Genomic DNA, 18,723 nt, shown 5'->3' with positions numbered 1-18,723 from the left:
GCAACGAATGACCGCTTTCGACCCATTGCGGACATTGAATGCCGACCGGCTTCCATCTCGAACCTTAGAAAGCAGAAATCTTGTACTCCGCCCGCACTCCAAGGCCTTGGAACGAGCCGTCGGAGATGCCTGAGAAGCCGGTCTCAAGCCGAAGGAAGCCAAGGCCCATTCGGACTTCCGTGCCGACGCCGCCCGACCACACCTGATCTCTGCCGCCCGCGTCCTGCACCCGGTAGCGATCGACCGGATTGTCGGCGTAGCTCATCCACTGGTCGAAGCCGCCCAGATCGCGACTGCGAGTCTCGATCCGCACGAAGGGCTCGCCGATGCTCGACGGCGGCAGGGTGACCCGCATGCCCGCCACCAACGAGGTGATGTCGCGGTCGGAGCCCTCGTAGCTCAGGGCGTAGATGGACGCGCCCCGCTCCGCATAGGGGTCAAGGTCGATCTTGACGTAATCGATCCGGGCATAGGGCAGGATCGACAGTTCGCCGACCCGGCGGTCCAGGCTCATGCCGATCGAGCCGAACTGCAGGGCGCCGTCACGGTCGCCGGTGACCATCGAGCCGTCCGCGGTCACCCGACGATCCAGCGAGGCGGACTGCGTACCCCAGCCATACAGGCCGGAGACGTTGAAGCCCGGGAACAGAGCGGCGTTGGCGTAGGCGGAGACCGTGCGGGCGTCACCGTTCAGACGCGATCCAACGGTCCCGATGCTCTGGTCATTGGAGGCGAGACCGCCGGCGAGGCCGATGACCGCGTGGGGGGACAGCCAATAGTCCACGCCGATCGTCGCCGAAAGCGTTGAGGTGTCCTGACTGAAGCGACGAGAGCGGTCGGAAGCCGCCGCCATCCAGAAGGTGATGCCGAGGTCGCGGCAGCGGGTGGGGTCGTCGATGTCAAGCTGGCAGCCGGCACCCAGGCCCTCGATGTGGCGCGAGACGTTGCTGATCTGGGTCTCGGCGAAGCGCTGGCTCATATTGAACTGCGCCCCGATCATCTCTCTCACCTGCGGGTCGAGCGAGGGGTCCGGCCGGGCCACGATCACCAGGGTGTAGGCCCGGATTCCGAAGTTACCGGCGCTGTCCTGAACCCGCACCGTGAAGGTGAAGGTTCCATGGCCCTGCGGCGTGCCGCTGAGCGAACCGGCGGTGCTGAGGGTCAGGCCCGAAGGCAGGGCTCCGACCGTGACGCTATAGGTATAGCCCGTCCCGGCGCCGCCCGTTGCCGTCAGGGTCTGGTTGTAGGCGACCCTGTCGTGGCCCGCCGGCAAGGTCGCGGGATTAATCGTCAGCACCGCGCCTGGATTGATCACCAGGGTGTAGATGCGGACGCCGGTGTTGCCGGCGCTGTCGGTGGCCGTGACCGTGAAGGTCGAGGTTCCGGCCGCGTTGGGCGTGCCGCTGAGATCGCCGCCCGCCGCGAGCGTCAGGCCGCCGGGAAGCGAGCCAGAGGTCACGGCGAAGGTGTAGCCCGCGCCCGTGCCGCCGGTGGCGATAATGGTCGCGTTGTAGGCCGTGCCGTTGGTTCCGTTCGGAAGGCTGGCCGGGTTCACCGTCAGCACCGCGCCCGGGCTGATCACCAGGGTGTAGGCACGCAGACCGGTGTTGCCCGCGCTGTCGGTGGCCGTGACCGTAAAGGTCGAACTGCCCGCCGCATTCGGCGTGCCCGTCAAACCGCCGCCAGCCGCGAGCGTCAGGCCACCGGGAAGCGAACCCGCGCTTACCGCGAAGGTATAGCCCGCGCCTGTGCCGCCCGTGGCACCGATAGTCGCGTTATAGGCCGTGCCGTTGGTTCCGTTCGGAAGGCTGGCCGGGTTCACGGTCAGCACTGCGCCCGGGCTGATAACCAGGATGTAGGCGCGCAGGCCGATGTTGCCGGCGCTGTCGGTGGCCGTGACCGTGAAGGTCGAGCTGCCCGCCGCATTGGGCGTGCCGCTGAGACCGCCGCCGGTCGAAAGCGTCAGGCCGCCCGGAAGCGAGCCCGAGGTCACCGCGAAGGTGTAGCCGGTTCCCGTGCCGCCCGTGGCGCTGAGGGTCGCGCTGTAGGCCGTGCTGTTGGTTCCGTTGGACAGGCTGGAAGGGTTCACCGTCACCACCACGCCCGGGCTGATCACAACGGTGTAGGTACGCAGACCGGTGTTGCCGGCGCTGTCGGTGGCCGTGACCGTGAAGGTCGAGCTGCCCGCCGCATTGGGCGTGCCGCTGAGACCGCCGCCCGCCGCGAGCGTCAGGCCGCCCGGAAGCGAGCCCGAGGTCACGGCGAAGGTTTGGCCGATCCCCGTGCCGCCGGTGGCGCTGATGGTTTCGTTATAGGCCGTGCCGTTGGTTCCGTTGGACAGGCTGGCCGGGTTCACCGTCAGAACCGCGCCCGGGTTGATCACCAGGGTGTAGGCGCGCGCGGCGGTGTCGCCGACGCTGTCGGTGACCGTGACCGTGAAGGTCGAGCTTCCGGCCGCATTGGGCGTGCCCGTCAAGTCTCCACCGGCCGCGAGCGTCAGGCCGCCGGGAGGTGAGCCAGAGGTCACCGCGAAGGTGTAGCCCGCGCCCGTGCCGCCCGTGGCGCTGATGGTTGTGGTGTAGGCCGCGCCATTGACGCCGTTGGGGAGCGACGCGGGAACGACCGCCAGGACCGGGGTCACGGTCAGACTCACCGTCGCCGGAGCCGAGGTCCCGCCGGCATTGGTCGCGGTGTAGGTGAAGCTGTCGGGCCCGGAGTAGCCGGCCGTGGGCGTGTAGGTGATGCTGAGCCCCGATATTGAGACCGTCCCTTGCGACGGCAGGCCCGGTGTGGCGACGCTGGTCGGCGTTCCACCGGTGATGTTCAGGCCGATCGGATTGTTCGAACTGCCAAACCCAACCGTCGCGCTGACGGCGTTGGCCAACGGCGGCGCGATATAGGTGTATCCGCTGGTCACCGAGGCGGACTGACTGAGAGTATTGGTCACGATCACGTCTACCGCTCCCGCGCCATGATCGGGCGGCGTGATGGTGATCGACGTCGCGCTTTCGCTCGTGACGGATCCCGCGGCGCCGTCGAAGGTGACGATATTGCCGCTGGCGCTGAAGTTCGTACCGACGATGGTGACCGCGGCCGGGCTGACGGTGGCGCCTGAAGGAGGCGTGATCGAGGTGATGGTCAGCGGTGCGGCTATGTAGGTGAATTGGTCCGCCGCGTTGACGGAGCTGGTCCCCCCACCGGTCGTGATCGTGACGTCGACCGTCCCCGTTCCGGCGGGCGAGACCACCGTGATCTGGGTGTCACTGTCGATGGTGAGACCCGAACTAGGATTGACGCCAAAAGTGACGGCTGTCGCACCGGTGAAGTCCGACCCGGTGATGACGACGGTTGTTCCCCCGGTCGTCGGCCCGGACGTCGGGCTGATCGCGGTCACCACCGGGGCGCCGCCGCTGACATTGAGCACGACGGGCGAGCCGGCGACGCCCGCGATGACGCCTCCCCAGTTGGACTCGGGCGGCGACACGTCCCCTGGCGTTATCGTCTTCGTTCCGGGTGTCGTGGCGGTGACGTCGACACTGAAAGTACAGGAACTCGCACCGGAGAATGCGCCATCCGTCAGCGCGATCGTGGTCGCGCCGGCGGAGGGGGCGAAGCTTACGCCTGTGCAGGTCGTGGAGGCTGCGTTTGGCGTGGCGGCGACTTCCACCCCGCTGGGCAGCGCGGTCGCGAACTTGAGCGCGAAATGACCGAAGCTGTCGAACTTCGTCATCGTAAATGTCAGACGGCTCGTACCCCCTATGCCGATTGACGGCGTGGAAAGCGCCGCGCTCAGCGTCACCGGCTGAATGTAATTCACCGCGAACCCGAAGGTGATCGAACCGAACGGCGTGGTGATCGTGGTGTCCGCGTATCCTGGCGGTCCGCCGGGCGGACTGATGGTTATTTGGGTGTCGCTGTTGAAGGTGACGGTCGCGGGCACTCCCCCCACAGTGACGGTCGCCGAGGAAAGGTTCTCACCGATGAAGGTGACGGGCGCGCCGCCGCCCAGGGCCGACGTATTGCCGCCATACCCGGCCCTTCTTATTGGTTGCGTGGTGTAGAAATAGTCGTTCTCCGTACCCGCGGAAGCGCTCGTGCCGCCCGGGGATGTCACGGTGACATCTACTGTTCCAGTTCCAGCCGGGCTCACCGCGTCAATCGCATTATCGCTGCTCACGACAAAGCTAGCGGCCGGGACGCCGCCGAAATTCACCGCGGTTGCGCCGGTGAAGAAGGCACCGTCAATCGTTACGGTGGTGCCGCCCGAGACGGAGCCGGTATCGGGCCCCAGGGCGGTCACCGCGGGAGCCTGGGCCAGCGCCGAACCTGCGCTCATGGCGAGCAACAGCCAAGCCAAGGCGGGCAGAACGAGGCACCAAAACCATCCTGGCTTGGTCGCATGCTCCCGTCCCGGAGCAGGGCGGCGAGCAGGCGTCGCGCAAGCGCGTTTCAGACCAGTCAACATTACGGCAACCCCCCGGTCGTCCGGCGCGGTCGCATTGTTGCGGTCGCGCGTCGCAGACGCCCGGCGCACTGGCTATTTTGCACAATGCACGAGGCGCAGGCTCTAGTTTGCCTTTAGTGGAGATATCAAGTCTTCATGCCCAAGCTAGATCTTAATATCACGTTAAAATGGAGATTTGTTCAATGCAACAGAATTCACCCAAATGCACTTTTCTGGTCGGAAGGTTAGTGTCAGGTCTAGTAAGCAGCGGGACATAATGGACTAATATTCAGCCACTTACCCGACCCCCCGTTCTCACTCAACATCAACAAAGGTCCTGGGATGTCTGACGCGCGACGGTGACGCGCGACGGGCTGGCCTGAGCCAAACATCGCGTCATCTTTCCCCCCATAGCGGACATTCGGATAGTCAGCTTCAGCTGAAGCACCCGCCTGGCGGTGTAAAACTGACGTGACCAGGCCCCCTTGAACCCTGGCGCGCCCAGCAGGACTCGAACCTGCAACCGTCCGCTTAGAAGGCGGGTGCTCTATCCGGTTGAGCTATGGGCGCCTGCGGCCAGGGCCGAGGGAAGTGCCGGACGACGTTGCAGCGGCCTCAGTGGGTCCAGGGCTGTTTGCGCGCGGTGGCGAAATTGTCGGCGTAGGTCTTGATGATGACCGGCGGCTCCTGCGGTTCCTGAAGACGGAACGGGATGCCGTAGCGCTCGGCATAGGCGACCGCCTCTTCGCTGGTGTCGAAATCCAGCCGGACCTGACCGTTCATGTCGGTGGAGCTGGTCCAGCCCATCAGGGGATCGATGGTGCGGGCCGAGGCCGGTGCAAACTCCAGCCGCCAGCTACGGGTTCTGGCCTTGCCGGACTGCATCGCGGTCTTCGCGGGTCGATAGATGCGCGCCAGCATGGCCGGGTCTCCAGGATGGGTCGCTCGCGGCGCACACGTCCGCTCGCGGCCGGGATAGTCGTTCCTTCCCCCGGGGTCCAGAGACCCGGGGCACCGATGGTCGGGGCGAGAGGATTCGAACCTCCGACCCTCTGGTCCCAAACCAGATGCGCTACCAGGCTGCGCCACACCCCGAACCGGCGGAGGCGTCTCTTGCCACGGACCCCGGCCCGCCGCAACGCGTGATCAGCTCCCGGGTTGGAAGAATTTGTGCTGGACCTGGTCGCCCGCCCTGGCCCCGATCTCTCCGGCCCGTCCGGCGCGCAGTTCCAGAACCCCGCTGGCCGCGCCGTTCGAGGGGATGACCTGTTCGGAAAAGGGTACGGCGTGGCTGGCGATCGAGACGATCCGGCCACGGGGGTCGATGTAGATGATGTCCAGCGAACTGGGGGTGTTGCGCATCCAGAAGCCCCGCTCGGCCACATCCGGGAATTCGAACAACATGCCGCGGTCGTCGGCCAGCGGCTCGCGGAACATCATGCCACGCTGGCGCTCGGGCTCCTCGTCGGCGATCTCGACCATGAATTTGTGGGTGCCGCTGGCGGTGATGACGGTCAGGGGCTCCAGCGGCCGCCCGGTGGCGTCCTTGGGCGTCTGGGCTCCGGCACACCCAAACAGCGGGGCCAGAAGCACCGCCGCCAACATGCCGGTCAGGATCATACGTCGACTGGACATCTCGTTACGCCCTCCGGGGCGAGATCAGTCGCCCGGTTTGATTTCCGCGACCACCAGTCCCTTGGGACCGTCGGCGAATCGCACAGCCACCGTCTCGCCGGGCAGGAGATCATCCAGACCACAGCGCCGCAGCGTCTCTACGTGGACGAAGATATCGCCTGGCTCGCCGTTGCGCACCACGAAACCGTAGCCCTTGGTGCGATTGAACCATTTTACGACCGCCATCTCCATCGGACCGGCCGGGTTCGATTCGCCCGTTGCCGGGTGCGGCGCATTATAGGATCGCAGGCCGTCATAACCGGATCTCGGCACGGAAGGCCCACTGCCGGCCGGCGGCGCATCGCCCACCTCGACCACCTCGGCGACCTGCCAGCCCTTGGCACGGCAGACGCAGTCGCAGACGATCGGCGCGCCCTCGGGGGCGACGTCGAGCCCGCGGTCACGCAGACTGGAGATGTGGAGCAGCACGTCCTTGAGTCCGGTCAGGTCCGGGTCATCAGGAACGATAAAGCCGTACCCCTTGCCGGGATCGAACCACTTAATCCGGCCTGTCACACGGACAACCGCGTGAGTATCGGAGTCTTCGTATTCGGCCACCACGTCTCCCCGGTCCACGTTTGTCGCAGACAGGGCATATACTAACACGGTTCGTTGAACGCCTGAAAAGGGAAAAACGAGTATTTCACTGCCAATACAGCCTCAGGCAGAACGAAATTTCACGTCCGGGGCCACTTTGCGCCGGGCCCGGCAATAAACAGGCCGGACCTGTTCGCGCGCCGGTCGAGGGGGCGGCATGGCCCGGGAATTTGGGGAAGCTCCGCGTGGTAGTCCCTAGGGGAGTCGAACCCCTCTCTTCAGGTTGAAAACCTGACGTCCTAACCGATAGACGAAGGGACCACTGCGCGGAGAGCGGGCGATATAGCCGCCGATTCCGGGTCGTGCAAGCCCAAGTCTACGGGTCCGCAAAGGTTTTTTTGCCGCGTTCGGTCAGCCCATGCGTGGGTCGGCGATGTCCTCGATCTCGAATTGCACGCCGCGACGGCCGTTCCAGTCATCGGCCTTCAGACGACCGGCGACGCACAAACCGCCCTGCCCCGCCAGCAAGGCCTTGCCGCCCGGCAGGTCGGCGCAGCGCCAGGCGATGGCCTTGACCGAGGCCCCGTCGGCCCCGACCAGACGACAGCGGACATGGCCACCGTTCATCGCCACCGAGTCACGGGCCAGCACGCCTTGCAGCGCGAACAGGGGCTCGGGATTGGCCGGGCCGAACGGGGCCAGGCGTTCGAATTGTTCAAACAGGGCCCGGCTGGCGGCGCCCGGTTCGATCAGGGCGTCCAGCTCGACCCGGTCCAGAACATCCGCTCCGGCCTGTTCGCCGATCATCCGGTCATTGAGAAAGTCGCGCAGGGCGTCGATGGCGTCTGCGCGCACCGTCAGTCCCGCGGCCATGGCGTGGCCGCCGCCGGCGATCAGCCGCCCCGCCTCCCACGCGGCCTGCACGGCCTTGCCCAGATTCATGCCGGGCTGGGACCGCCCCGAGCCCTTGCCGATGCCGTTGATCGCATCGACGCCGATGACCACGACCGGCTTGCGCCAGCGTTCGCGCAGGCGACCGGCGACGATGCCGACCACGCCCGGGTGCCAGTCGTCGCCGGCGATGACCACCACGGCCGAGCCGTCGGCGTGGGCTCCGGTGGCCTCGACCCGGCGCTGGGCCTGATCGGTGACCTCGCGCTCGACCTCGCGGCGCGCGATGTTCAGCGCGTCCAGTTCCTGGGCCAGGGACGCCGCCTCGGCCGGATCGTCAGTCGACAGCAGTCGGGCCCCGAGGTCGGACTTGCCGATCCGCCCTCCGGCATTGATGCGGGGCCCGAGGATGAAGCCGGCGTGATTGCTCTTGGCCGGGCCTTCCTCGGCTCCAGCCGCGGCCAGCAGGGCCTTCAGCCCCGGATTGCGCCACTCGGACATGACCTTCAGGCCGAGGCTGGTTAGGGCCCGGTTGAAGCCGGTCAGGCCGGTGACGTCACAGATCGCTCCCATGGCCGCCAGATCCAGCCACTGACGGATGTCCGGTTCCGGTCGGTCGGTGAACAGATTGCGGGCCCGACCCTCGCGGTTCAGTGCCGCCAGCAGCACGAACACCACCCCCGCCGCCGCCAGATTGCCCTGCCCCGAATTGCAGCCGGGCCGGTTGGGATTGACCACGGCGGCGCAGACCGGCGGATGCTCGCGCATCATGTGATGGTCGATGACCACGACCTTCAGCCCGATATCCGAGGCATGGGCCACGGCCTCATTGGCGGCCGCACCGCAATCGACCGTGATGACCAGTTCGGCTCCGGCGGCTTTCAGGGTGTCGAAGGCCCGCGGGCTGGGTCCGTAGCCCTCGGTAATCCGGTCCGGCACATAGATCGGCAGGTCGACGCCGAGGGCCCGGAACCAGCGCACCAGCAGGGCAGCGCTGGAGGCTCCATCGACGTCATAGTCGGCGAATACATGCACCGACGCGCCGGCCTGGATGGCGTCAAGGATCGCGGCGGCGGCGGCGTCCATGTCCATGAAGCTGGACGGGTCGGGAAACAGCGCCTTCAGCGTCGGGGCCAGAAAATCGGCCCCCTGGTCGGCGCGCACGCCGCGGGCCGCGAGGGCGCGGGCCAGCGGTTCCTCCAGCTCCAGCGTCTGCATATGGGCGCGGATGGTCGCGGCCTCGGCCGGCCGCTGACGCCAGACCCGACCGGACAGCGAGCGGGTCACCCCAAGAAAGGCGGGTTCGGCGGCCGAAACGGGCCCGCCGTCAGCCATCAGACGGGCCGCGTCGTGCGGATACGCTGCACCGTGCGGGTGCTGGAATCCATCACCAGCGTATGGGTCGTGACGAAACCGTCGTGCATTCTGACCCCGTCCAGCATGGCCCCCTTGGTCACACCGGTGGCGGCGAAGATGGCATCCTTGGACACCAGTTCGTGCAGATCGTATTTGCGGTCGAAATCGGTGACGCCGGTCTTGCGGGCCCGGGCGCGCTCGTCGTCGTTGCGGAAGATCAGCCGGCCCTGGAAATGGCCGCCGACGCATTTCAGCGCCGAGGCCGCCAGCACGCCTTCGGGGGCTCCGCCCGAACCCAGATACAGGTCGATGCCGGTCTCGGGCTCGGCCGTGTGGATCACCCCGGCCACGTCGCCGTCGGTGATCAGCACCACCTTGGCCCCGACCTCGCGCAGGGCGGCGATCAGTTCGGCGTGGCGCGGCCGGTCCATGACGCAGACGGTGATCTCGGAGGGGCTGACGCCCTTGGCCGAGGCCAGCGAGCGGACATTGTCCTGAGGTGTCATGTCCAGATCGACGGTGCCCGGTGCAAAGCCCGGTCCGATCGCGATCTTGTCCATATAGGTGTCGGGCGCGTGCAGCATGCCGCCACCCGGCGACATCGACAGCACGCACAGGGCGTTGGCCATGGCCTTGGCCGTCAGGGTCGTGCCTTCCAGCGGATCGAGGGCGATATCGATGGCCGGGCCTTTGCCGGTGCCGACCTTCTCGCCGATGTACAGCATCGGGGCTTCGTCACGCTCGCCTTCGCCGATGACGATCTTGCCGTCGATGGCCAGCGCATTCAGCGCTGTACGCATCGCGTCCACGGCCAGCTGATCGGCGGCCTTCTCATCGCCCCGACCGATGCCGGCGTAGGAGGCGATGGCCGCCAGTTCGGTCACCCGGGCCGCGTCGGCGGCGAGGGTCGAGGAATAGGGGGCCTGATCAGCCATGGGTGAACTCCTGAAACGATAATCTCCGGATTCTGGTGTCCGGGTGAGGGTATGGAAGGGGGTCAGCGCCGCGGAATGGGCGGCGGGGCGCGGCCGCGTGCGCGCAATTCGTCAGCAAGGGCGTCGATCTCGGCCCGGGTCCGGGCCGTGGCCGGGGCGATCCGGGCCGCCTCGATCCGGGCCATGACGGCCGCGACATAAGCGTCGGGGTCGGACAGGGTCCATTCCAGTCGCGACACTTCGCCCGCCAGGGCACCGCCGGTGACATCCAGAGTGGCGACCTGGGCGGCCACGACGGAGGCGGCCGGCAGGTCAGTCGGAGTGGCCGGAAAGTCTTCCCAGCGTGGATAGGTGCGGTTGTCCTCGACCAGGGCCACGACCGCCGGGCTCGGGGCCACCGCATCGCCATGCGTCGCCGCACAGCCGGCGAGGCCGCTGAGAATCGCTCCCGACAGGAGCGTGACCATCTTTTTCCGCGCTGACACGTTCATTTCGGACCCGGTCATATGCCATGATCAGGAGCGGCGGAAGGGCGGTGCCGCCGCCCTGTGACCGCAAGTGACGAATCCAGGGACCCCGACCATGGCCAAGCGCCCGTCAAAGCCCACCGGCAAGGCTGCCGCCGCACCCGCGCGTGCGCCGCGCAAGGCGGGTCGCCCGACCTCGGCCCGCCCCCGTGCCGCGAAGACCAAAAAGCCCGCAGCCGAGGCCCCTGCCCCCGAATCAGCCGCTCCGAAAACCCCGGACCCCGTCGTTGATCCGGTCGCCGATCTGGCCGCCGACCAGCGCCGGATGATCGAGACCCTGTCACTGAACCTGGCCAAGGCGGCCATGACCGCCCAGACCGCGATTGCCGAGGCCGCGCTCAGCAAGGCCGACCGCCCCGCCGCCCTGTCGACCGACCCGTTCAACATCGGTCCGGCCATGAGCGAGGTGATGTCCAGTCTGGCGGCGCGCCCGGACAAGCTGTTCGCCGCCCAGGCTGACCTTTTCGGCCGCTACATGAATCTGTGGTCCGACACGGCCCGCCGCGCCGCCGGCGAAGACGTCCCGGTGCCGCCGTCGAAGGACAAGCGGTTTAAGGATCCGGCCTGGTCGGAAAATCCGATGTTCGACGTGATGCGCCAGTCCTATCTGGCCACCGCCGACTGGATGAACGGCCTCGTGTCCAGCGTCGAGGACGTCGATCCGCGCACGCGTCGCCGGGCCGAGTTTTTCACGAAGCTGCTGACCGACGCCTTTTCCCCGTCCAACTTCCTCGCCTCCAACCCGGCGGCGCTGAAAGCCATGGCCGAGAGCAATGGCGAGTCCCTGGTCAAGGGCATGCAGAATTTCGCCGCCGACATGGAGCGCGGGGCCGGCAAGCTGAAAATCAGCCAGGCCGACTATGGCCAGTTCGTCGTCGGCGAGAACGTGGCCACCGCCCCCGGTCAGGTGGTCTGGCGCGACGAACTGTTCGAACTGATCCAGTTCGACGCCGCGACGGACAAGCAGCGCGCCATTCCGCTGCTGATCTTCCCGCCGTGGATCAACAAATTCTACATCCTGGACCTGCAGCCGCAGAATTCGATGATCCGCTGGCTCTCGGCCCAGGGCTTCACCGTCTTCGTCTGCTCGTGGGTCAATCCGGACAAGGACAAGGCCGGCTGGGGTTTTGACGAATATCTGGATAAGGGCATCTACCGCGCCACGGAAAAAGTCATGGAGCAGTGCGGCACCGACCGGCTGAACACCGTCGGCTACTGTATCGGCGGCACCCTTATGGGCGCGGCCCTGGCCCATATGGCAGCCAAGGGCGACAAGCGGGTCAATGCGACCACCTTCTTCGCCGCCCAGCATGATTTCGCCGAGGCCGGCGATCTGCTGCTGTTCACCGATGAGCACTGGCTCAATGAGGTCGAGAAGATGATGGACGCGGCCGGCGGTATCCTGCCCGGCGCGTCGATGGCCGATACCTTCAACGCGCTGCGGTCCAATGACCTGATCTGGTCCTTCTTCGTGTCCAACTATCTGATGGGCAAGTCGCCGCCGGCTTTCGACCTGCTGTTCTGGAACGCGGACCAGACCCGCATGCCCAAGACCCTGCACATGGACTATCTGCGCAGCATGTACGGCAAGAACCTGCTGGCCAAAGGCGAGTTCACGATCGGCGGTGAAACGGTCGACCTGAGCAAGGTGACCATCCCCCTGTATTTCCAGGCCAGTCGCGAGGACCATATTGCGCCGGTGAATTCGGTCTACCGATCGGCCCGGGCCTTCACCAACGCTGACGTGACCCTGACCCTGGCCGGGTCCGGCCATATCGCCGGGGTTATCAATCCGCCGTCGGCCAACAAATACCAGCACTGGACCAACCCCGCCCTGCCCGCGACCCTGGCCGAATGGCAGGACAAGGCGGAGGAGCATCCGGGCAGCTGGTGGGACCACTGGGCGGCATGGCTGCACGAACATTCCGGTGATCAGGTCGCGGCCCGCGATCCGAAAAAGGGCCCGCTGAAGCCGATCGAACCGGCACCCGGCAGCTATGTGAAGGTGAAGAGTTGATCCGGATCGAGCCGAACCTGCTGCTGGCCATCACCACCGGTGTGGCGATGGCCCTGCTGGTCACCACGGCCTCGGTCTTCGGCGAGCCGGACCGGGTGCTGAAATACATCGTTCTGGTGGTGCTGTGCTCCGGGGGCTTCGTGCTGATGAACGGATGGTGGAGCCGGCGCATGAAGCTGGTGCGGCCACCGATGGTCCATGCCGAGGCGGCCACGACCGCCGTCTGGGCCAGTCTGTTCCCGCTGATGATCATCCTGTCGGCCGCCGTGCCGCTGGTGTTCCCGGGCCATGACTACGGTCTGCTGGTGATCATCGCCGCCGTCTGGTTCGGCGTGACCGTGGAGTCGGCGCTGAAGGCCCGTCAGGCGGGCTGAAATCGCAGCGCCGCGCCGTTGTTGCAATAGCGTTTCCCGGTCGGACGCGGCCCGTCGTTGAAGATGTGGCCCTGATGGCCCAGGCAGCGGGCGCAGTGGTATTCGGTGCGCGGAATGCCGATGACGAAGTCGCGCTTGGTGCCGACATTGTCAGCGATGACGTCGTAGAAGCTGGGCCAGCCGGTGCCGGAGTCGAATTTCCAGCGCGAGCGGAACAGCGGCAGGTCACAGCCGCGGCAGACGAAGGTCCCGCGCCGGTGCTCGTCGTTCAGCGGGCTGCTCCCGGCGCGTTCGGTCGCCTCGCGCCGCAGCACATTGAAACTGGCGGTCGGCAGGCGTTCACGCCACTGGGCCTCGGTCAGTCGCCGGAACGGCGAGTCGGCATATTGCCGTTCGGACGCATCGGCCTGCCCCGGCGAGCAGGCTGACACGGCCAGCGCACCGACGCTGGACAGAAGGGTTCGGCGGTGAAGCATGATCTGGGTCATGTCTCCATATACGACGGTAAGGGCCCGGCGGTTTCACCTTTGCGTCCTTCTCCCCTTGCGGGAGAAGGTGGCCGAGCGCAGCGAGGTCGGATGAGGGGTCTCTCTTGCTCGGGGAATCGGCGGCTTCACCGGCAGTCGATGACTCTCGGCACCGGCGTGACCCCTCATCCGTCAGCCTTCGGCTGCCACCTTCTCCCGCAAGGGGAGAAGGATCAGGTGAGTCCCGTGTCCTCGGCCAGCCCCAGCATCAGGTTGAGGTTCTGCACCGCCGCGCCCGAGGCCCCCTTGCCCAGGTTGTCGAGCACCGCCACCAGCCGCGCCTGACCCCCGTCGCGGTCGCCGAACACATGCAGCCGCATGTCGTTGCTGCCGTTCAGCCCCTCGGGATCAATGCCGGTCATGGCCTCGGTCTCGTCCAGATCGACGACCTCGACGAAGCGGGTCCGTTCATAGGCCTCAACCAGCGCGCCGTGCAGGCGTTCGATCGACGGGGTTTCGGGCAGGGCCGACAGATGCAGCGGCACCTCGACCAGCATGCCCTGACGATAGTTGCCGACCGCCGGCGAAAACAGCACCGGCCGCTCCAGCCCGGCGTGCTTCGTCATCTCGGGCACGTGCTTGTGCTTCAGCGACAGGCCATAGGCCCGGAAGGCGTCGGGCTTCGTCTCGTCGGGGCCGGATTCGAATGCGGCGATCATCGCCTTGCCGCCGCCCGAATAGCCCGACACCGCATGGACCGTCACCGGCCAGTCGGCCGGCACCAACCCGGCCTGCACCAGCGGCCGCATCAGGCCGATGAAACCGGTCGGATAGCAGCCCGGATTCGAGACCCGGGTGGCAAAGGCGATGGCCTCGCGCTGGCGCAGGCTCATTTCGGCGAAGCCATAGACCCAGCCCGGCGCGACGCGATAGGCGGTCGAGGCATCGATGACCCGCACCTTGGGATTGTCGATCATGGCCACGGCCTCGATGGCCGCGTCATCGGGCAGGCACAGGATCACCGCATCGGCGCTGTTCAACGCCTTACGCCGGGCGTCGACGTCGCGCCGCCGGTCGCCCAGCAGGATCAGCTCCAGATCGTCGCGCGCCTCCAGCCGCTCGCGGATCTCGAGCCCGGTCGTTCCGGCCTCGCCGTCGATGAAGATGGTGTGGGTCATATGATCCGGGCCCAATGTCCGAGGACACCGCCAATGATAACAACGGCGGAAACAAAAATCAGAGTCAAAAGCGCCAGACCTACGGCGATTACGCTCCAGTAATAGGCGGGCTGGGCGGCACGATGGATGGTCTGATTGCGCTTCTTGTCGGGATCTCTGATCTCTCCCAGACGCAACGCCGCGAGAACCGGAATCGCCAGCAACACACCCATCACGAACAAGACGACGGCGTAAACGAGAGCAGCTCGATCGTTCATCTGACGCTCCAGAATCCTTCTCCCCTTGCGGGAGAAGGTGGCCCGCGTAGCGGGTCGGATGAGGGGTCACGCGGACCCATAATTCACTGCCTTCGAAATCCAACGGTGAGAACGGTTTAACCCCTCATCCGTCAGGCTTCGCCTGCCACCTTCTCCCGCAAGGGGAGAAGGAACAGCAACCCAAGAAAAAGGGCGCTCCGGTTTCCCGGAGCGCCCCCAATCCATAACCGATGAAACGGTTTAGCGCTTCGAGAACTGGAAGGACTTGCGAGCCTTGGCCCGGCCGTACTTCTTGCGCTCGACGATACGGCTGTCGCGGGTCAGGAAGCCATGCGGCTTCAGGACCTTGCGCAGTTCCGGCTCGAAATGCGTCAGGGCGTGCGACAGGCCGTGGCGGATCGCCCCGGCCTGGCCGGACAGGCCCGAACCCTCGACGGTGCAGACCACGTCATACTGGGTCTCGCGGTCGGCGACGGTCAGCGGCTGGGCGATCATCATGCGCAAGATTTCGCGAGCGAAATACTGCAGCTGATCCTTGCCGTTGATGGTGATCTTGCCGGTGCCGCGCTGCAGCCAGACGCGGGCGATGGCGTTCTTGCGCTTGCCGGTCGAATAGGCACGACCCTGGGCGTCCAGCTTCTGGACATAGACGGGGGCGTCGTTCGAGCCGTCCGAGGTGCCGAGGCCTTGCAGGGCGTCGAAACCGCTGGCGGCCGTCGCTTCGTTGGTGACGTCGGTCATTCTCAGACGCTCCGGGTGTTCTTGGAGTTCATCGACTTGAAGTCGACGGTCTCGGGCGATTGGGCTTCGTGCGTGTGGCTCGGACCGGAGAACAGACGCAGGTGGGTCATCTGGGCGCGGGCCAGGGGGCTTTCCTTGGGCAGCATGCGCTCGACGGCCTTCTCGAGCACGCGCTCGGGGAAGCGGCCGTTCAGGACCTTCTCGGGGGTGGTCGACTTGATGCCGCCCGGGTGACCGGTGTGACGATAGTAGATCTTGTCGGTCAGCTTCTTGCCGGTGAACACCACCTTGTCGGCGTTGACGACGATGACATGGTCACCGCTGTCGACGTGGGGGGTGAAGTCCGGGCGGTGCTTGCCGCGCAGACGCATGGCGATGAATGTTGCGAGACGACCGACCACGACGCCTTCGGCGTCGATGACAATCCATTTCTTCACAACGTCGGCCGGCTTCAACGCAGCCGTAGTGCTCTTCAGCATGACGTAGGGTTCCTGGGAGACGAACGGTGTGGCCCGAACCGAAGATGGAACGAGCGGAAGGCGCGCTGATAGAGGATGGATCGGCTGCGGTCAATGCAGCTTGCGCTCCGACATTGGGCAAAGCGTGTTGATTTCAAAGAGAAAACTGTAAGCGGTATTAAAATACCGTATGTTTCGGTTCCTTTTCGGCCGTTTGCGGCGCGGAACGGCGTCACAGAACCCTGATGACGGGACCGAATGTCCGGGTCATAAGCCGCCATCAGTTGTCCGGAGTCCTCCATGCGTCTGCACCGCCGCGGCCTGCTTACCACCGGGGCCGCCGCCCTCGCCTTCACCGGCCTGGCGCATCAGGCGCGCGCCGCCATCCAGGAGGCGAACGAGACCTATGTCAACGAGGTCGAGGGCTATGGCCCGCTGATCGCCGACCCCAACAAGCTGCTCGATCTGCCGGAGGGCTTCTCCTACCGTGTCATCTCCCAGGGTGGCGAGACGATGGACGACGGCCTGCTGGTGCCGGGCCAGTTCGACGGCATGGGCTGTTTCGCCCTTGAGGGCAGCCGCATCGCCCTGGTGCGCAATCACGAACTCAAGGGGTCCTCGGCCCTGCATCGCAACTGGGGTCCTGGCGGCTATCATCAGGAACGCATCGGCCGGCTCGACGTCGCGCGGGCCTATGACACCTACAAGGATGGCCGCCCCCTGCCCGGCGGTACCACCACCCTGATCTATGACATGGCCACCGGCGAGACGGTCAGCCAGCACCTCAGCCTGGCCGGAACCAGCACGAACTGCGCCGGCGGGATCACGCCCTGGGGCTCGTGGCTGACGTGCGAGGAGACCGAGATCACGCCGGCCACCGCCGATGTGATGAAGGCGCATGGTTATGTCTTCGAGGTCCCGGCTACGGCAACGGGTCTGGTCGATCCGGTGCCGCTGAAGGCCATGGGGCGTTTCGACCATGAAGCCGTCTGCGTCGATCCGCGTACCGGCATCGTCTATCAGACCGAGGACAAGATTGACGGCCTGTTCTACCGCTTCATCCCCATGACCCCGGGCAAGCTGGGCGACGGTGGCAGGCTGCAGGCCATGGCCTTCCGCGACGCGCGCGGCTCGGACTCCTCCAACCATGACGAGCGGCTCTGGTCGGTCGGTGACTGGCGTGAAGTGGTGTGGATCGACATGGAGGACGTCGATAGCCCCAACAATGACCTACGCAAGCGTGGCCATGCCGCCGGGGCCACCCTGGTGTCGCGTGGCGAGGGTCTGCACTGGGGCGACGGGGAAATGTTTCTGACCGCCACTTCGGGCGGCCCGATCCGGCGCGGCCAGGTCATGCGCTATGTCCCCTCGCGCTTCGAGGGGACGCTGGGCGAGCGCCTGCGTCCCGGTCGTATCCAGCTGTTCGTCGAATCCACCGACGAGAAGGCGATGAACATGGCCGACAATCTGACGGTCGCGCCCTGGGGCCATCTGATCTTGTGCGAGGACAACTATTCCGAGGAGCTTCGCAATCACCTGAAGGGCGTGACGCCCGACGGCAAGCTCTACACGCTCGGCCGCAACGCCTTCCTCGGCAATGCCGAATTCTGCGGGGCTGTGTTCTCGCCCGACGGCAGCACCCTGTTCGTCAACATCCAGTACCCGGGTATCACCCTGGCAATCACAGGCCCTTGGGACGCCATCCGGACGTGAAGATCCGCGCCTGTGATCGACGCACCAGCCACAGGTTGACGGTCGCGGCACCCAACACCACCACGGCCCCGGCCTGGTGCAGGGCCCCCAGCCACAGCGGTACCCCGTGCATCAGGGTGGCGATACCGAGGGCCGCCTGCAGCCACAGGGTGCCGGCCACGACATAGGCCGAGGCCCCGAGGCCCTCGACCAGCCGTCCGCGCCACGCCAGTACGGCATAGGCCGTCCCGGCGAGCAGAAGGCCATAGGCCCAGATGCGGTGATTGAACTGGGTCAGGGCCTGGTCATGCAGAAAGGCCAGGACTCCGTTCGACCAGTCGACCGGGGGCAGTATCGCCCCGTTCATCAGCGGCCAGTCGGTGTAGATGAAGCCCGCCTTGCCTCCGGCCACCAACCCGCCCAGCAGGCACTGGACGAAGACCGCCGCCAGCAGCAGGCCCGCGGCGCGACTCCAACCGACCGGCGCACGTGACGCATGAAAACCGGCGTGCGCTTCCAGCCCGGTCCACAGCAAACCGATGAACAGCAGCAGGGCGAGGCCCAGATGGATGGTCAACCGTTCGGGCGCGACATCGACCCGGTCGACCAGGCCGCTGGACACCATCCACCAGCCGATCAGCCCCTGAAGGCCGCCCAGACCCAGCAGCACGCCGCAGCGCCAGATCAGCCGTTTCGGGATCCATCCCAATACCAGGAAGATGGCAAAGGGCACGGCAAAGGCGACGCCGATCAGTCGTCCCAGCAGCCGATGCGACCATTCCCACCAGAAGATCGTCTGGAACTCGGCCAGGCTCATGCCGGCATTGACGTGGCTGTATTGCGGAATGGCCTTGTAGCGGGCGAAGGCGTCGGCCCAGTCGGCGGCGTTCAGCGGCGGGATCGCCCCGACCAGCGGCTTCCACTCGGTGATGGACAGGCCCGACCCGCTCAGCCGCGTCACCCCTCCGACCACGACCATGGCCAGCACCAGCGCTGCGCAGGCAAACAGCCAGATCGCTATCGCCCGGTTCCGGTCACTATCAAAACGCTTCATTCGACGCCCGCTGTTCCGCTCGATACAATGTCCGGCGCGCCATCCAGTGCGCCGGGACACGGGCGGTATGCCTGCCTCTCGTGGCCAGATCGAGTCGCAATCGACGGACGTGTCGTCGCAA

16 protein-coding genes and 3 tRNA genes are annotated in these 18,723 nt (G+C 66.2%); 3 read left to right on the top strand and 16 right to left on the bottom strand.

The window, feature by feature from the left end:
* Positions 1-64: 64 nt before the first annotated feature.
* From AAC067_RS02515 to AAC067_RS02470, 10 genes are all read right to left on the bottom strand, one after another.
* Positions 65-4,336: a putative Ig domain-containing protein gene (locus tag AAC067_RS02515; protein ID WP_339929198.1), complete on the bottom strand. Its 4,272-nt coding sequence runs from the start codon at positions 4,334-4,336 to the stop codon at positions 65-67.
* A 601-nt stretch (positions 4,337-4,937) separates the two neighbouring features.
* Positions 4,938-5,014: transfer RNA gene (locus tag AAC067_RS02510), tRNA-Arg, on the bottom strand.
* A 45-nt stretch (positions 5,015-5,059) separates the two neighbouring features.
* A complete protein-coding gene (locus tag AAC067_RS02505) occupies positions 5,060-5,365 on the bottom strand; it encodes an ETC complex I subunit (RefSeq protein WP_339929196.1) in 306 nt (101 codons plus the stop codon).
* A 97-nt stretch (positions 5,366-5,462) separates the two neighbouring features.
* Positions 5,463-5,539, bottom strand: a tRNA-Pro gene (locus AAC067_RS02500).
* A 51-nt stretch (positions 5,540-5,590) separates the two neighbouring features.
* Positions 5,591-6,079 carry a DUF192 domain-containing protein gene (locus AAC067_RS02495; RefSeq protein ID WP_339929194.1) on the bottom strand — a complete coding sequence of 163 codons (489 nt, stop codon included), beginning with the start codon at positions 6,077-6,079 and terminating at the stop codon, positions 5,591-5,593.
* Positions 6,080-6,103: 24 nt separating this feature from the next.
* Positions 6,104-6,676, bottom strand: a complete 573-nt coding sequence (locus tag AAC067_RS02490) for a cold-shock protein (protein WP_339929192.1) — start codon at positions 6,674-6,676, stop codon at positions 6,104-6,106.
* Positions 6,677-6,901: 225 nt separating this feature from the next.
* Positions 6,902-6,976, bottom strand: a tRNA-Glu gene (locus AAC067_RS02485).
* A 90-nt stretch (positions 6,977-7,066) separates the two neighbouring features.
* Positions 7,067-8,881 carry a single-stranded-DNA-specific exonuclease RecJ gene (gene recJ / locus AAC067_RS02480; RefSeq protein WP_339929190.1) on the bottom strand — a complete coding sequence of 605 codons (1,815 nt, stop codon included), beginning with the start codon at positions 8,879-8,881 and terminating at the stop codon, positions 7,067-7,069.
* Entirely contained in the window at positions 8,881-9,837 is a 957-nt protein-coding gene (glpX, locus tag AAC067_RS02475; RefSeq protein WP_339929188.1) for a class II fructose-bisphosphatase, read from the bottom strand. Before glpX ends, recJ begins: the two co-directional genes overlap by 1 nt.
* A gap of 62 nt (positions 9,838-9,899) precedes the next feature.
* Complete coding sequence (locus tag AAC067_RS02470; protein ID WP_339929186.1) at positions 9,900-10,304, bottom strand: hypothetical protein; 405 nt, start codon at positions 10,302-10,304, stop codon at positions 9,900-9,902.
* Positions 10,305-10,419: 115 nt separating this feature from the next.
* Between AAC067_RS02470 and phaC the strand changes: the two genes are divergently transcribed.
* Together phaC and AAC067_RS02460 are read left to right on the top strand one after the other, a co-directional pair.
* Complete coding sequence (gene phaC / locus AAC067_RS02465) at positions 10,420-12,381, top strand: class I poly(R)-hydroxyalkanoic acid synthase (RefSeq protein WP_339929184.1); 1,962 nt, start codon at positions 10,420-10,422, stop codon at positions 12,379-12,381.
* Complete coding sequence (locus AAC067_RS02460) at positions 12,378-12,755, top strand: hypothetical protein (RefSeq protein WP_339929182.1); 378 nt, start codon at positions 12,378-12,380, stop codon at positions 12,753-12,755. Before phaC ends, AAC067_RS02460 begins: the two co-directional genes overlap by 4 nt.
* On the opposite strand, the gene msrB is transcribed toward AAC067_RS02460, so the two are convergent.
* From msrB to rplM, 5 genes are all read right to left on the bottom strand, one after another.
* Positions 12,743-13,243, bottom strand: coding sequence for a peptide-methionine (R)-S-oxide reductase MsrB (gene msrB, locus AAC067_RS02455; protein WP_339929180.1), 501 nt, complete (start codon positions 13,241-13,243; stop codon positions 12,743-12,745). The genes AAC067_RS02460 and msrB overlap by 13 nt on opposite strands.
* A gap of 212 nt (positions 13,244-13,455) precedes the next feature.
* Positions 13,456-14,400 carry an N-acetyl-gamma-glutamyl-phosphate reductase gene (gene argC, locus AAC067_RS02450; RefSeq protein ID WP_339929178.1) on the bottom strand — a complete coding sequence of 315 codons (945 nt, stop codon included), beginning with the start codon at positions 14,398-14,400 and terminating at the stop codon, positions 13,456-13,458.
* Complete coding sequence (locus tag AAC067_RS02445) at positions 14,397-14,657, bottom strand: hypothetical protein (protein ID WP_339929176.1); 261 nt, start codon at positions 14,655-14,657, stop codon at positions 14,397-14,399. The genes argC and AAC067_RS02445 overlap by 4 nt, the downstream gene beginning before the upstream one ends.
* A gap of 240 nt (positions 14,658-14,897) precedes the next feature.
* On the bottom strand, positions 14,898-15,398 hold the full coding sequence (gene rpsI / locus AAC067_RS02440) for a 30S ribosomal protein S9 (protein ID WP_339929174.1): 501 nt from the start codon (positions 15,396-15,398) through the stop codon (positions 14,898-14,900).
* Between the two features lie 2 nt (positions 15,399-15,400).
* A complete protein-coding gene (rplM, locus tag AAC067_RS02435) occupies positions 15,401-15,877 on the bottom strand; it encodes a 50S ribosomal protein L13 (RefSeq protein ID WP_300445423.1) in 477 nt (158 codons plus the stop codon).
* Positions 15,878-16,156: 279 nt separating this feature from the next.
* Between rplM and AAC067_RS02430 the strand changes: the two genes are divergently transcribed.
* A complete protein-coding gene (locus AAC067_RS02430; protein ID WP_339929172.1) occupies positions 16,157-17,569 on the top strand; it encodes an alkaline phosphatase PhoX in 1,413 nt (470 codons plus the stop codon).
* Here the strand turns inward: AAC067_RS02430 and AAC067_RS02425 are convergent.
* Entirely contained in the window at positions 17,538-18,602 is a 1,065-nt protein-coding gene (locus AAC067_RS02425) for a COX15/CtaA family protein (RefSeq protein ID WP_339929170.1), read from the bottom strand. The genes AAC067_RS02430 and AAC067_RS02425 overlap by 32 nt on opposite strands.
* Positions 18,603-18,723: the final 121 nt, after the last annotated feature.

Origin of the sequence: uncultured Brevundimonas sp., assembly GCF_963977465.1 — a bacterium.
Lineage (GTDB): Bacteria > Pseudomonadota > Alphaproteobacteria > Caulobacterales > Caulobacteraceae > Brevundimonas.
Note: the sequence above shows the minus strand (reverse complement) of the source record. Positions and strands in the feature narration are given on the sequence as shown.